The organism is Massilia sp. NP310 (assembly GCF_019443485.1).
Classification (GTDB): domain Bacteria; phylum Pseudomonadota; class Gammaproteobacteria; order Burkholderiales; family Burkholderiaceae_D; genus Telluria; species Telluria timonae.
In genome coordinates, this window is sequence record NZ_CP080379.1 from 2335780 (window position 1) to 2348424 (window position 12645).

The window sequence follows — 12645 nt, forward strand, 5'->3', positions numbered from 1 at the left end:
GCGCCGCACCATTTTGGTCAAGAAGGAAAGATAAAAATCGCTGCATTCCCAAAAGTGGTGCAACAAATTCGGCGAAAGCCAAATAATGTGCGCCGTTTTTGCGTAACGCACCGTGATCGTAGGGTGGACGGCGACGCCGCCCATGCATTCAGCGCTGCATGCCCCAGCGCCGCACTGTCACGCGTTCCAATGCCTGGAACACGAAGTGCTCGATCGCCAGCCCGATGAGGATCACGGTCGCCAGCCCCGCGAACACTTTATCGGTAAACAGCTCATTACGGCTCTGGAAGATATACCACCCCAGCCCGCCCTGCCCCGAGGTGCTGCCGAACACCAGCTCGGCGGCGATCAGGGTGCGCCAGGCGAACGCCCAGCCGATTTTCAGGCCCGACAGGATGGCCGGCAGCGCGGCCGGGATCAGGATCTGCAGCACCATGCGCAAGCCGCCCAGGCCATAGTTGCGGCCCGCCATGCGCAGGGTCTCGGGCACGGCCCGGAAGCCCGCGCTGGCATTCAGGGTCAGCGGCCACACCACCGAGTGCACCAGCACCATCAGCAGGCTGCCCTTGCCGAGCCCGAACCACAGCAGCGCCAGCGGCAGCAGCGCGATGGCCGGCAGCGGATTGAACATCGAGGTCAGGGTATCGATCAGCGCGCGTCCGAAGCGGTTCGACACCGCCAGCCAGGTCAGCAGGAATGACCCGGCCACGCCCAGCAGGAAGCCCTGGCTCAGGATCGCCAGCGACACCGACACATAGCCGACCAGCTCGCCCGACAGCATGCCGTCCACGAAGGCGCGACCGGTCTGCAGTGCCCCCGGCAGCAGCAGGTCGTTGTCGAACCAGCGCGCGAGCAGTTCCCACACGACGGCCAGCGCCAGCAGGATGGCGGGTTTTCTCAGCCAGCCGAAGCGGTCCAGCGCGAAGGAAACGGAGGGCGCCGCGCCGGGCGCCGGCACGGCCAGGGCCGGCTTGAACGGCAACACGTATTCGGGACGGATCGGCGGTTCGCGCAAGGTCGTCATCAGTGCGCCTCCGCCATGCGATCTGCATCCCGGCGCGCATCCGGCGCTGCATCGCCATCGAACAACAGAGCATGGATGCGCTGGGTGGCGGCCTGGAATTCCGGGCTGCCGGCGCTTTGCAGGCTGAACTGGTGGCTATTGAGCTCGGCCCGCACCCGGCCCGGATGGGGCGACAGCAGCAGGATGCGGTTGCCCACCACCAGCGCTTCCTCGATCGAGTGGGTCACGAACAGCATGGTGAAGCCGATTTCATCCCACAGCGCCTGCAACTCTTCCTGCATGCCGCGCCGGGTCAGCGCATCGAGCGCGGCGAACGGCTCGTCCATCAGCAGCACCGCCGGCTGCATCGCCAGCGCGCGGGCAATGGCCACCCGCGCCTTCATGCCGCCCGACAGCGTGTGCGGATAGGCGTCGGCAAAGCGCGCCAGCCCGACCTTGCCCAGCCAGTGGCGGGCACGCCGGTCGGCCTCGCCACGCGATACGCCGCCCGCCAGCAGCGGAAACATCACGTTCTGCCGCACCGTCTTCCATGGCGGCAGCTGGTCGAATTCCTGGAACACGACGATGCGGTCCGGTCCGGCCCCGTGATCGGCTTGCCGGACAGGCTGAGGCTGCCTGCACGCGGCGCGATGAAGCCGCCGATCGCTTTCAACAAGGTCGACTTGCCGCAGCCGGACGGCCCCAGCAGCACGAAGCGGTCGCCGCGGTGGACGTCGAAGCTGACGTCGTCCGTGGCGCGCACGATGCCGCGTTCGCTGGCGTACTCGAGCGTGACGTGCTCGGCGCGCAGCAGCGGCTCGGCCGTTGCCATATTCCGGACGAGGTTCAGTGGTTTAACGGGGGTAATCATGTCAGCTCCCGTTGGCGATGACCGGATGCTCGAAGAAGTAATCCTTCCACGACGCCGGCTTGTTCCTGATGGCGCCGACCTGGTGCAGGAACTGCGCCAGTCCCAGCGTATTCTGCGGCGCCACGCGGAATTGCGTCTTCGGGTCCTTGATCACCTTCAGCAGCAGCGCGCGGTCGATATTGCCCTTGTTGACGCGCAGGTAGGCATCGGCCGCGCCTTCCGGATTGGTCGCGATGTACCGCGCCGCCTCGGCCAGCGCATCGAGGAAAGCGCGGTAAGTCTTCGGGTTTTCCTTCACATATTTTTCAGTGGCATACAGCACCGTCGCGGATGCCGGCCCGCCCAGCACCTGGTAAGAATCGAGCACGATTTTCGCGTTCGGGTTACCGGCAAGTTCTTGTTCCTGGAATGGCGGCCCGCCAAAGTGGGCGTTCAGTTCGGTCTTGCCGGCAATCAGGGCCGCGGCGGCGTCCGGGTGCGGCACGGTCTGGGTGATCGGATCGAGTTTCTTGAATTGGGCATTGCCCCACTGCCTGGCGGCGGCCATCTGCAGGATGCGGGCCTGCACCGACACCGTCACCGCCGGCAAGGCGATGCGGTCTTTCGGGCCGAAGTCGGCAATGGTCTTGACCGCCGGATTGGTGCTGACCAGGTAATACGGGAAGCTGCCCAGCGAGGCGACGCCGCGCACGTTCTGGCGGCCCTTGGTGCGGTCCCAGATCGTCATCAGGGGGCCGACGCCGGCCCCGGCGATATCGATCGAGCCCGACAGCAGCGCATCGTTGATCACGGCGCCGCCGGACAGCTTGACCCAGTCGACGTCGACGTCGACGCCCTGCTTCTTGCCATGCTTTTCGATGAGTTTCTGGTCTTGCGCCACGTTCAGCAGCAGGTAGACCACGCCGAACTGCTCGGCGATGCGGATCTTGCCCTCGGCCTGGGCGAATGATGGTAGCGCCAGGGCCAGCGCCGCGCCGACGGCAAGGATCTTCTTGTGGAGTGTCATGGGTTTCCCGGATTGAGTCAGAACGGAACGTCGCCTTCGATGGTCGTGCGGTACAGCTTGCGGCGCAGGTGGTCGGGACAGCCGGCCGCCAGGTGCATCAGCGAGCGGTTGTCCCAGAACACCATGTCGTGAGGCCGCCACTGATGGCGATAGACATGTTGCGGGCGCGTGCCATGGTCGAACAGCGCGTCGAGCAGTTCGCGGCTGCGCCGCTCGGGCACGCCCAGGATGCGGGTGGTGAAGTGCTCGCTGACGAACAGGGCCTTGCGGCCGGTCTCGGGATGGGTGCGCACCACCGGGTGATTGACCGGCTTGACCTCGTCGATCTGGGCCTGGGTGAGCTGCGGGCGGAACGGGTTCTTCTGGCGCAGCGCTTCGTACTTGGCCAGATACCAGTGCTCGGCCTGCAAGCCTTCGACTTCGCGCTTCAGGTCGTCGGGCAAGGCTTCCCAGGCCGTGTGCTGGTTCGCGAACAGGGTATCGCCGCCTTCGGCCGGCAGCTCTTGCGCATGCAGCATCGAGCCCAGGCTCGGCGTTTCCTTGTACGACAGGTCGGAATGCCAGAAGTGGCCGGCATCGCCCAGGCCGATCGGCTGGCCGTTCTCGCGGATGTTCGAGACGATCAGCACTTCGGGGTGGCCCGTCAGCTGGAAATTGCGCAGCACATGGATCTGCAACTGGCCGAAGCGGCGGCTGAACGCCACCTGCTGGGCCGGCGTGATGTGCTGGTCGCGGAATACCAGCACGTGGTGGTCGAGGTGGGCGCGGTGCAGGCGGCTGAAGTCTTCCGCCCCGAGCGGACGCGACAGGTCGAGGCCGACGACTTCGGCGCCCAGCGGAGCGCCGATGATGGGGTGGACAGCAAATGCTTGACGAGGAATATCGAGCGGCATGATGGCGGAGGCGGGATGATCGTGTTGACAGCCTAACCACGCTTCCATAGGCGAACAACGAATGATTTCGCGTATCTTCATGCAGTTTTTGAACGTTATGTAAATAGCATTGCCGCCTCCCGGCCCTGCGCGTTTACGGTGCAGGCCAGGACGTTTTTTGCTAGGATGCGAAAGTTTTCCCTAAAGCACGAGCAAGACGAGCGCTTCCTTGAACCCGCATGGCCACAGATAAAGAACTCAACGACTTCCTTGCGAATGTCGAACGGCGTGCGTTCAAGCAGGCGGTGTATGCGGTGCGCAAGGACGAGTCGGCGCTGGACATCGTCCAGGACGCCATGATCAAGCTGGCCGAAAAGTATGGCGACAAGCCGGCCGCCGAATTGCCGATGCTGTTCCAGCGCATCCTGCAGACGACCATCCTCGATTACTTCCGCCGCGAAAAAGTGCGCAACACCTGGGTCAGCCTGTTTTCGGGCTTCAGCCGCGGAGAGGGAGGTGACGATGACGACTTTGATATACTTGCCTCATACGAGGCCGAAGAAGGATCGGCCGCCGCAGAGTCGAGTGCGGACCAGATTGAGCGTGAACAAACCTTGCGCTTGATCGAAGAAGAAGTACAAAAGCTCCCAACGCGTCAACGGGAAGCCTTCCTCATGCGTTACTGGCAGGATATGGACGTGGCCGAAACGGCCGAAGCGATGGGATGCTCCGAAGGCAGCGTCAAGACACATTGCTCCCGTGCCACCCACGCCCTCGCCGCAGCGCTCAAGGCCAAGGGAATCACATTATGAATACCGACGACATCAACCTGGCGTACAAAATCCGCCATGCACTGAACGAACAGCTCGACACCTTGCCGGCCTCGACGACCGACCGGCTGGCCGCCGCGCGCGCCGCCGCGCTCGCGCGCAAGAAGGCGGACGCGCCGGTCGAGTATTTCAAGCCAGCCCCTTCCGGCTGGCGCGAGATGCTGGCCGGCTTCGGCAATCTCGTGACGGGTCCGGCCATGTCGCGCCTGGCGGTCGCCGTGCCGATCCTGGCGCTGGTGATCGGCATGGGCGGCGTCTACCAGCACGAACAGCAACAGCAGATCGCCGAGCTGGCCGACATCGACGCGGCCGTGTTGTCCGATGAACTGCCGCTCAATGCGTATCTCGACCCGGGCTTCAGCGCTTACCTGGAGTCGCAGCAGCGCCGGCAATGACGAAGAACGACGCTTCACAGTCTCGCGCATCGAAGCCCGGCGCCGCGAAATCCCGGTTCCCCGTCCTGAAAACGGTGGCCGGGGTCCTGGTGGCGGGTGCAATCGCCTGGGTCATCGTCGACCGTTTCGACACCCCGTCCGTCCTGCCGTCGGTGGCCGATGCCGTCGATGGCGAACGCGCGTCGCCCAAAAGCTTCGACAAGCCCCTGTGGAACGAACTGAGCAGCGCCCAGCAAGTGGCGCTGGCGCCGCTGGAACCCGAGTGGAACCAGATGGAAGGACCGCGCAAGCGCAAGTGGATCCAGATGTCGGCCCGCTTCGCCTCGCTGCCCGCGTCCGAGCAGCAGCGCGTGCACGAACGCATGCGCCAGTGGATGAAGCTCACCCCCGCGCAGCGCGAACTCGCGCGCGAGAACTACAGCCGCACCAGCCGCCTGGCCCAGGGCGGCGACAAGGCGGCCGACTGGGAAAACTACAAGCAGCTGTCGGCGGAACAGAAACGCCAGCTGGCCAACAGCCCGGCGGCGACGCGCCACAAGAGCATTCCGGTGGCGCTGCCTGAAGCGCCGATGCTGGTCACGCCGACGCCCTGCCCACCGAACACCACCCGCCGCGGCGCCGAATGCATCCTGATCGGCACGGATACCGTGGTGCCGACCGCGACCGCCAGCGTGCCGCCGCCAGCGCAGCCCGGCGGCGCCGGCCCTGCTCCCGTCGTGACGCCGGGTCCGGCGGTCAGCTCCCCTGGCGCCGATGGCGGCGCGATCGCCGCGCCTGGCGGCCAGCAGGCACCCGCGCAGGCCGCCAATGCAAGCAACTGAGCCGGTCGCCACCAGTCCGGTGCACGCGCCGCCCCAGCCGGCGCCGACCATCAAGCGCCGCGTGACGGTGATGGTCTATGAATTCTTCCTGCTGTTCGCCGTCGAGATGCTGGCGGTGCTGGTCTACCTCCTCCTCACAGGCAACCGCCAGGAGCCGCTGTTCCAGCATGGGCTCAAGCTCTGGCTGTTCCTGGTGACGGGCCTGTACTTCACCTGGTGCTGGCGCGACAGCGGCCACACGCTGGCCATGAAGACCTGGCGCATCAAGGTGGTCCAGGCCGGGCACGCGCGCCTGCCATGGCGCACCGCCATCGCGCGCTACCTGCTGGCCTGGGGCTGGTTCGCGCCGGCGCTGCTCGTGTGCGCCGCGTTCGGCCTGCACGCCAGGGGCGAGATCGCCATCGCGCTGGCGCTCGGCATCGTCCTGTGGGCGCTCACCGCCCTCCTCGACAAGGACCGCCAGTTCCTGCACGACCGCCTGGCCGGCACCCGCCTGGTCCAGCTCCCCAAGATCAAGCGCTGACCGGGCGCGAGCTTGCTGCGCGGCATTCGAACGCGGCGACATCCTGAATCGCGGAATAATCGGCCTTTTCACTGTGAATGAAAGGTCAACGATGAAGCGATCGAATCTCCGCGTGGTGATCATGGGCGCCTCGAGCGGCATCGGCGCCGCGACCGCTGTCGCCTTTGCCCGCGAGGGCGCCGACCTGGTGCTCGGCGCGCGCGGCAAGGAAGGCCTCGACGATGTCGCCCGCCGCTGCTTCCAGGCCGGCGGCCGGGCCGAAACGGTGGTGGTCGACGCGACCGACGCCAGGGCGGTGGACGCCTTCGCGCGCGAAGCGCGGTCCATCCTGGGACAGATCGACCTGTGGTTCAGCAATGTCGGCGCCGGCGTGGTCGGCAAGTACCACGACGTGCCGATGGCCGACCACCGCCAGGTGATCGAGACCAACCTGCTCACCCACATGAACGACGCGCACGCGGTGCTGCCGATCTTCCTGGAGCAGGACCACGGCATCTGGGTCAACATGATCTCGTCCGGCGGCTACGTCGCCGCGCCCTACGCCGCGGCCTACTCGGCCAGCAAGTTCGGCCTGCGCGGCTTTTCCGAAGCCCTGCGCGCGGAGCTCGGCAAGCGGCGCCGCATCCACGTCTGCGACGTGTATCCCACGTTCGTCGACACGCCCGGCTTCAGCCACGCGGCCAACTACACGGGCGCCCACCTCTCCTATCCGCCGGGTGCGCTGGCGCCGGAAACGGTGGCCGATGCCGTCGTCAAGCTGGCCCGCAGCCCGCGCGACACGACCGCGGTCGGCGCGCCCGCCGCCGCCATGAAGGCCACCCGGCTGGCGCCGAACCTCGTCGCGGCCGGCATGAACCGCTTCATGGATGCGTGGGCAAAACGGGCCGAGCGCACGGGCGACACGCGCGGCGCGCTGTACGAACCGCCGCACGGCGCCAGTGGCGTGCATGCGGATGCAAGCCGACTCAATCAGCCACGACCTCAGCCAAAAGCGCAGCCAAGCCAGCCGGCCAACAAGGCGCTGGTGGCCGGCGCGGCGGTGGTCGCCGCCGCGATCGGCATGCAGTTGCTGAGAAAGCGCGCGGATCAGTAAGTCAGGTTGATCTGCATGACGGCGGTGGTGCCGCTGACTTCGTTACCGACGATCAGCAGCGGCTTGCCGTTCGGCGACTTGTACGCCGGGATCAGGGTCAGTCCTTCCGGACCCAGGTCGCCCTTGTCGCCGTCGCGCGTGTTGAGGTAGGTGACGAAGGAAGCCTGGGCCGGCTTGCTCACGTCATACACCATCACGCCGCCGACGCGCTCCAGGCCGATGAAGGCATAGTGCTTGCTGCCGAACTTGCCGACCACGGCGCCTTCCGGCTCCGGGCCCTTCGAAGCGCTGCGGTCTTCCAGGTCGTCGTTGTCGTTGCTGGCGTTGAATTTGACGTTCGGCAGCGCCTTGGTGCGCTGCTCGAATTCGTCGCCCGAGTCGTAGACACGCTTGATGTCGGTGTCCCAGATCGAGAACGAACGGCCGCCGAAGGTGTACAGCTCGGTGCACTGGCCGGCAGCGTTCTTGCCCGTGATGCCGCCGTTCGGCGTGGTCGTGATGCGCAGGCGGCCGAGGTTCGAATCGAAGATCCGGTTGGCCGCATCCGGGAAGACGGCGGGGTCCAGCCCTGCCGTGCAGTGCGCACGCACGCGGCTCTCTTCGTTGAAGCCCGGCCAGTCGGCGCGCGCGTCTCCCTCGTTGGCGGTGATCAGGTAATGCTTGCCGTCCACCGAGTAGCTGGCGATGGCGTCCGGCAGGTACATGCCTTTCACCGGCTGCGGGCCGATCTTGATGGCAGGCGAACCGCTGTTGGTGTTGGCGCCGCCATCTTCGTCCGACGCATCCAGCCCGAAGCCGGCCACACTGTGGTCCTTGAAGCCGAGCGGCTTGACCGCCGTGACCTTGGCCGTCGCCACGTCGACGATGGCGATCGCATTGTTTTCCTGCAGGGTCACCCAGGCGGTGCGGCCGTCGTCGCTGACGGTGATGTATTCCGGCTCGAAGTCCTGGGCGGCGCTGGCGTTCGGCCCATAGATGCGGATGCCCTGCGCGCGCAGCGCGGCTTCCTGGCCGTTGAAGGCGCGCAAGTCCGCTGTCGCCACCGAGGGCGCGCCGCCGCGGTTGACGGTGATGACGCTGACCGAGCCTTCCGGGTCCGTCGTGCCGGCCACGCCATAGCCGCTCGGCTCGCCCTCGTTCGCGACCAGCACCTTGCTGCCGTCGGGGGTGAAGGTCAGCATGTCGGGCAGCGCGCCGACCTTCACGCTATTGATCAGTTTCAGGTCGGCCGCATTGTAGAAGGCGACGGTGCCCGGCTGGGTCTTGGGATCCGATTCGATCGCCAGCGCCACCAGGCCGTCGTGCACGGCGACGCTGTTGACCGCCTTGCCCATGCTCGCCACATTGATGGTGCCGATCAGCTTCGGCGTGCCTGGCGCCGCCAGGTCCAGCACATCGACCGTGCCGTTGGCGCCGTTGACGACGAACAGGCGCCGGCTGCCGGCATCGTAGGCCGTGATCTCGGCCGCGCCCACCGCCCCGCCGCTATAGCTGCCGATTTTCTCCAGCGCGAGCGTGGTCGGGGTCGGATCGTCGTCGTCGCCACCGCAGGCCGCGAGCGTGCAGGCCAGCGCGATCGCGCTCAGCATCGGGAGGTAACCCGGAAGGTAACGGGAAGGTGTGGCGGGACGGCGCAGGAACATGGTTGTCGATTTTCCAAAAGTAGAAAATCGACAGCATATGGACGCAAGATGACAGCCGTATGACTTCTCAAGCCCGTTCGACGGCGCGCTGCATCAGCTTGCGCGACCAGGGCAGCAGCTGGAACAGGACGCCGCAGGCCAGCGCCGGCAGGATGAACAGCTCGATCACCATATAGGCGCGGATGATCTTCCATGGATCCGGGTTGTTCGGATCCATCCCGCCCAGCAGGTCGCCGTAGGAATGGCGCGCGATGTACAGCGTGGCGGCGGTCATCGCCAGCCCGCACAGCAGCGCCGCGCCCGCCCCCAGCAACACGCGGCGCGGCGTGGTCTGCAGGCGCCGGCGCAGCGGTTCCAGCTTGACGGCCAGCGCCATCAGCATGCCGTGCGCCAGGCCGAGCGCGCCCGCGATCAGGGCGCCGAACAGCAGCGCCGCCAGGTAGAAGGACGGCATGAGCTCGATGCGGCCCTTGGTGAACAGGGTGGCCAGCGTAAATTCGATCACCGGGATCACGGGGCCGAGCAACAGGAAGAACAGGACGCTGGTCGCGACCAGGCGGAAGGAACTTGGCATGGCAGGAATGACTCAGAAGCGCTCGACGTCGCGCAGGTAACGCCAGCCGCCCGGCGGCAGGCTGCCCATGGAAATACGGCCGATGCGCAGGCGGCGCAGCGCGGTGACCTTCAGGCCGACGTCGCCGCACAGGCGCTCGATCTGGCCGCGCTGGATGTTCTTGCCGGCGATGCGCAGGCGGGCTTCGCTTTGCCAGCTGGCGCGGAACATGCGGCCCAGTTTATCGAGGCCGCCGTCGGCGATCTGTCCTTCGACTTCGGCCACGTATTCGTACTCGTTGCGCGGCGCGTCCTCGACGAGTTTGCGCATCACGCGCCAGTCCTGGCTGAACACGACCAGGCCCGAGGCCATCGTTTCGAGCGGCGTCGCCAGCGCCAACTTGAACAGGTGCCGGCGCAGGAACGGCTTGCCGAAACCATTGTCCAGCACTTGCGTGTCGGCGCCGATCGCGGCCAGCAGCGCGTCCTGTTCGACGCCGGCCGGCTTGTGCAGCAAGATGGTGACCGGCTCGGGCTCGACCGGGGTCGCGCCCGGCAGCAGCGCGACGGTTTGCGCCGGCGTCACGCGGGTGGCCGGGTCCTCAGCCAGCGCGCCATCGACGCTGACCCAGCCGCCGGCGATATAACGTTCTGCCTCGGCGCGCGAGCACCCCGCCACTTCGGCGACGCGCTTGGCCAGGCGAATACCTTCGTCACTCATCAGGCCCGCCAATCCGCGAAGAACGCCGTGAACACCTCGACCGTGCGCTTCACGTCGGCGTTCGAGATGTCGAGGTGGGTCACCAGGCGCATTTTCGGGCCGACCGTGGCGCGGATGCCGGCGCGCGCCAGCGCTTGGCGCAGCGGCGCGCAGGCGGCTGCCGGCACGTCCATCCAGAAGATGTTCGTCTGCGGTGTGCCGACCTTCAGCTGTTCGATCTTCGCCAAGCCCTGCGCCAGTTCCGCCGCGTTGTCATGGTCGTTGGCCAGCAGCGCGACGTTGTGCTCGAGCGCGTAGTGGGCCGCGGCGGCGATCACGCCGGCCTGGCGCATGCCGCCGCCCAGCATCTTGCGCCAGCGCTTGCCCTGCTCGATGAAGGACTTCGGTCCCAGCAGGACCGAGCCGACCGGCGCGCCCAGGCCCTTGGACAGGCAGACCGACACCGTATCGAAGCCTTTTACCGCATCGACCAGGCTGATGCCCTGCTTGACGGCGGCGTTGCAGATGCGCGCGCCGTCGAGGTGGGTCGCCAGGCCCTTGTCGTGGGCGAGCGTGGTCGCGGCGGCGACGTATTCCTGGCTCAGCACGCGGCCACCGATGGTGTTTTCCAGCGCCAGCAGACGGGTGCGCGCGAAGTGCATGTCGTCCGGCTTGATATAGGCCTCGATATCGGCCAGGGCGATCGAGCCGTCCGGCTGGTTCGCGATCGGCTGCGGCTGGATGCTGCCCAGCACCGCGGCGCCGCCGCCTTCGTACTTGTAGGTGTGCGCTTCCTGGCCGACCAGGTATTCGTCGCCGCGACCGCAATGGGTCATCAGGGCGATCAGGTTGGTCTGGGTGCCGCTCGGCGCGAACATGCCCGCTTCGAAGCCGAACAGCTCGGCCGCGTAGTCCTGCAGGCGGTTGACGGTCGGGTCGTCGCCGTAGACGTCGTCGCCGACCGGGGCGGCCACCATGGTGGCGCGCATCGCGGCGCTCGGCTGGGTCACGGTGTCGCTGCGCAGGTCGATCCAGCGCTGTTGATCTTGGCTCATCTTCTTATTCCGTAGTCTCGGCCTGGGTATAAAAACGGCTCTTCATCTCGTCGAGGCCGACCTCTTGCAGCACTTCGTGCAGGCGTTCGCTGGGCCGGCGGCGCGGCAGGTTTTTATAGGTGGCGACGATCAGCTCGTTCTTCATCGAGTGTTCCCAGCCCACCAGTTCGGTGACCGTCACCTGGTAGCCATGGGCCTCGAGCTGCAGGCAGCGCAGCACATTGGTGATCTGGCTGCCGAATTCGCGGGTGTGGATCGGATGACGCCAGATCTCGGTCAGCGCACTGCGCTTGATGTCCTTGCCCTTGTTCTTGCGCAGCACGGACGCGACTTCGGCCTGGCAGCACGGCACCAGCACCATGTGCTTCGCCTTCTTCTTGAGGGCGAAGTCGATGGCGTCGTCGGTGGCGGTATTGCAGGCGTGCAGCGCGGTGACGATGTCGATCGTCTCGGGCAGCTTGCTCGACGTGGTGGACTCGGCCACCGACAGCGGCAGGAACGACATGCCGCTGAATCCGAGGCGCGCGGCCAGTTCAAGCGATTTGCTGACCAGCTCTTCGCGGGTCTCGATGCCGTAGATGTGGCTGCCCTCGCCCTCGGCCTTGACGAACAGGTCGTACAGGATGAAGCCGAGATAGGACTTGCCGGCGCCGTGGTCGACCAGCGAGACGCTGCCTTTTTCGCTCTTGACGTCGCGCAGCAGCGGCTCGATGAAGTTGTACAGGTGGTAGACCTGCTTGAGCTTGCGGCGGCTGTCCTGGTTCAACTTGCCGTCGCGGGTCAGGATGTGCAGCTCCTTGAGCAGCTCGATCGATTGGCCGGGACGAACCTCCGGCGGCAGTTCCTGTGGTGCCGGGACTTTCCTGGCTTGCTCAAGACGCTTCATGGACGGCTCAGTGATTCTTTTCGGCGGCGTGGTTGATCGTGTATTTCGGGATCTCGACCACCAGGTCTTCTTCCGCGACGATCGCCTGGCACGACAGGCGCGAATTCGGCTCCAGGCCCCAGGCCTTGTCGAGCATGTCTTCTTCCTTCTCTTCCTGCTCGTTCAGCGATTCGAAGCCTTCGCGCACGATCACGTGGCAGGTGGTGCAGGCGCAGACGCGGTCGCAGGCGTGCTCGATCTCGATGTCGTTGTCGAGCAGGACGTCGCAGACCGACTTGCCGGCTGGGGCTTCGAGCACGGCGCCGTCCGGGCAGAACACCGGGTGTGGGAGGATGACGATTTGTGGCACTTGGGTTACCTCGGTTGATTGGATAATCCGATTATCCGTTGTTCTT

14 protein-coding genes and 1 pseudogene are annotated in these 12645 nt (G+C 66.2%); 5 read left to right on the forward strand and 10 right to left on the reverse strand.

The window, feature by feature from the left end; genetic code table 11:
- Positions 1-148 precede the first annotated feature (148 nt).
- The 4 genes and pseudogenes from KY496_RS10120 to KY496_RS10135 form a co-directional block, all read right to left on the reverse strand.
- Entirely contained in the window at positions 149-1024 is an 876-nt protein-coding gene (locus KY496_RS10120; RefSeq protein WP_219864649.1) for an ABC transporter permease, read from the reverse strand.
- A pseudogene (locus tag KY496_RS10125) lies at positions 1024-1874 on the reverse strand (ABC transporter ATP-binding protein). Before KY496_RS10125 ends, KY496_RS10120 begins: the two are co-directional and overlap by 1 nt.
- A 1-nt stretch (position 1875) precedes the next feature.
- On the reverse strand, positions 1876-2880 hold the full coding sequence (locus tag KY496_RS10130) for an ABC transporter substrate-binding protein (RefSeq protein WP_219864650.1): 1005 nt from the start codon (positions 2878-2880) through the stop codon (positions 1876-1878).
- A gap of 17 nt (positions 2881-2897) precedes the next feature.
- The gene (locus KY496_RS10135) at positions 2898-3773 is read right to left on the reverse strand and encodes a TauD/TfdA family dioxygenase (RefSeq protein ID WP_219864651.1); all 876 of its coding nucleotides are present in this window, start codon (positions 3771-3773) and stop codon (positions 2898-2900) included.
- 218 nt (positions 3774-3991) lie between these two features.
- On the opposite strand from KY496_RS10135, the gene KY496_RS10140 reads away from it, so the two are divergent.
- The 5 genes from KY496_RS10140 (at position 3992) to KY496_RS10160 (ending at position 7414) form a co-directional block, all read left to right on the forward strand.
- The gene (locus KY496_RS10140) at positions 3992-4564 is read left to right on the forward strand and encodes an RNA polymerase sigma factor (RefSeq protein ID WP_005666345.1); all 573 of its coding nucleotides are present in this window, start codon (positions 3992-3994) and stop codon (positions 4562-4564) included.
- Positions 4561-4977, forward strand: a complete 417-nt coding sequence (locus tag KY496_RS10145; protein ID WP_005666344.1) for a DUF3619 family protein — start codon at positions 4561-4563, stop codon at positions 4975-4977. Before KY496_RS10140 ends, KY496_RS10145 begins: the two co-directional genes overlap by 4 nt.
- Positions 4974-5798 (forward strand): DUF3106 domain-containing protein, encoded by an 825-nt coding sequence (locus KY496_RS10150; RefSeq protein ID WP_005666343.1) that lies wholly within the window; start codon positions 4974-4976, stop codon positions 5796-5798. Before KY496_RS10145 ends, KY496_RS10150 begins: the two co-directional genes overlap by 4 nt.
- Complete coding sequence (locus KY496_RS10155) at positions 5785-6321, forward strand: RDD family protein (protein WP_219864652.1); 537 nt, start codon at positions 5785-5787, stop codon at positions 6319-6321. The genes KY496_RS10150 and KY496_RS10155 overlap by 14 nt, the downstream gene beginning before the upstream one ends.
- Positions 6322-6412: 91 nt before the next feature.
- Positions 6413-7414 carry an SDR family oxidoreductase gene (locus KY496_RS10160; protein ID WP_005666340.1) on the forward strand — a complete coding sequence of 334 codons (1002 nt, stop codon included), beginning with the start codon at positions 6413-6415 and terminating at the stop codon, positions 7412-7414.
- Here the strand turns inward: KY496_RS10160 and KY496_RS10165 are convergent.
- The 6 genes from KY496_RS10165 to fdx form a co-directional block, all read right to left on the reverse strand.
- Positions 7408-9057, reverse strand: a complete 1650-nt coding sequence (locus KY496_RS10165) for a choice-of-anchor I family protein (protein WP_219864653.1) — start codon at positions 9055-9057, stop codon at positions 7408-7410. The two genes, KY496_RS10160 and KY496_RS10165, sit on opposite strands and share 7 nt — an antisense overlap.
- 67 nt (positions 9058-9124) lie before the next feature.
- Positions 9125-9631, reverse strand: coding sequence for a hypothetical protein (locus KY496_RS10170; RefSeq protein ID WP_071361978.1), 507 nt, complete (start codon positions 9629-9631; stop codon positions 9125-9127).
- Between the two features lie 12 nt (positions 9632-9643).
- Positions 9644-10330 (reverse strand): RNA pseudouridine synthase, encoded by a 687-nt coding sequence (locus KY496_RS10175; RefSeq protein ID WP_219864654.1) that lies wholly within the window; start codon positions 10328-10330, stop codon positions 9644-9646.
- Positions 10330-11364 (reverse strand): low-specificity L-threonine aldolase, encoded by a 1035-nt coding sequence (ltaE, locus tag KY496_RS10180; RefSeq protein WP_040776425.1) that lies wholly within the window; start codon positions 11362-11364, stop codon positions 10330-10332. Before ltaE ends, KY496_RS10175 begins: the two co-directional genes overlap by 1 nt.
- Before the next feature lie 4 nt (positions 11365-11368).
- Positions 11369-12250, reverse strand: coding sequence for an SAM-dependent methyltransferase (locus KY496_RS10185; RefSeq protein WP_219864655.1), 882 nt, complete (start codon positions 12248-12250; stop codon positions 11369-11371).
- A gap of 7 nt (positions 12251-12257) precedes the next feature.
- Entirely contained in the window at positions 12258-12599 is a 342-nt protein-coding gene (gene fdx / locus KY496_RS10190; protein ID WP_005666331.1) for an ISC system 2Fe-2S type ferredoxin, read from the reverse strand.
- Positions 12600-12645 lie beyond the last annotated feature (46 nt).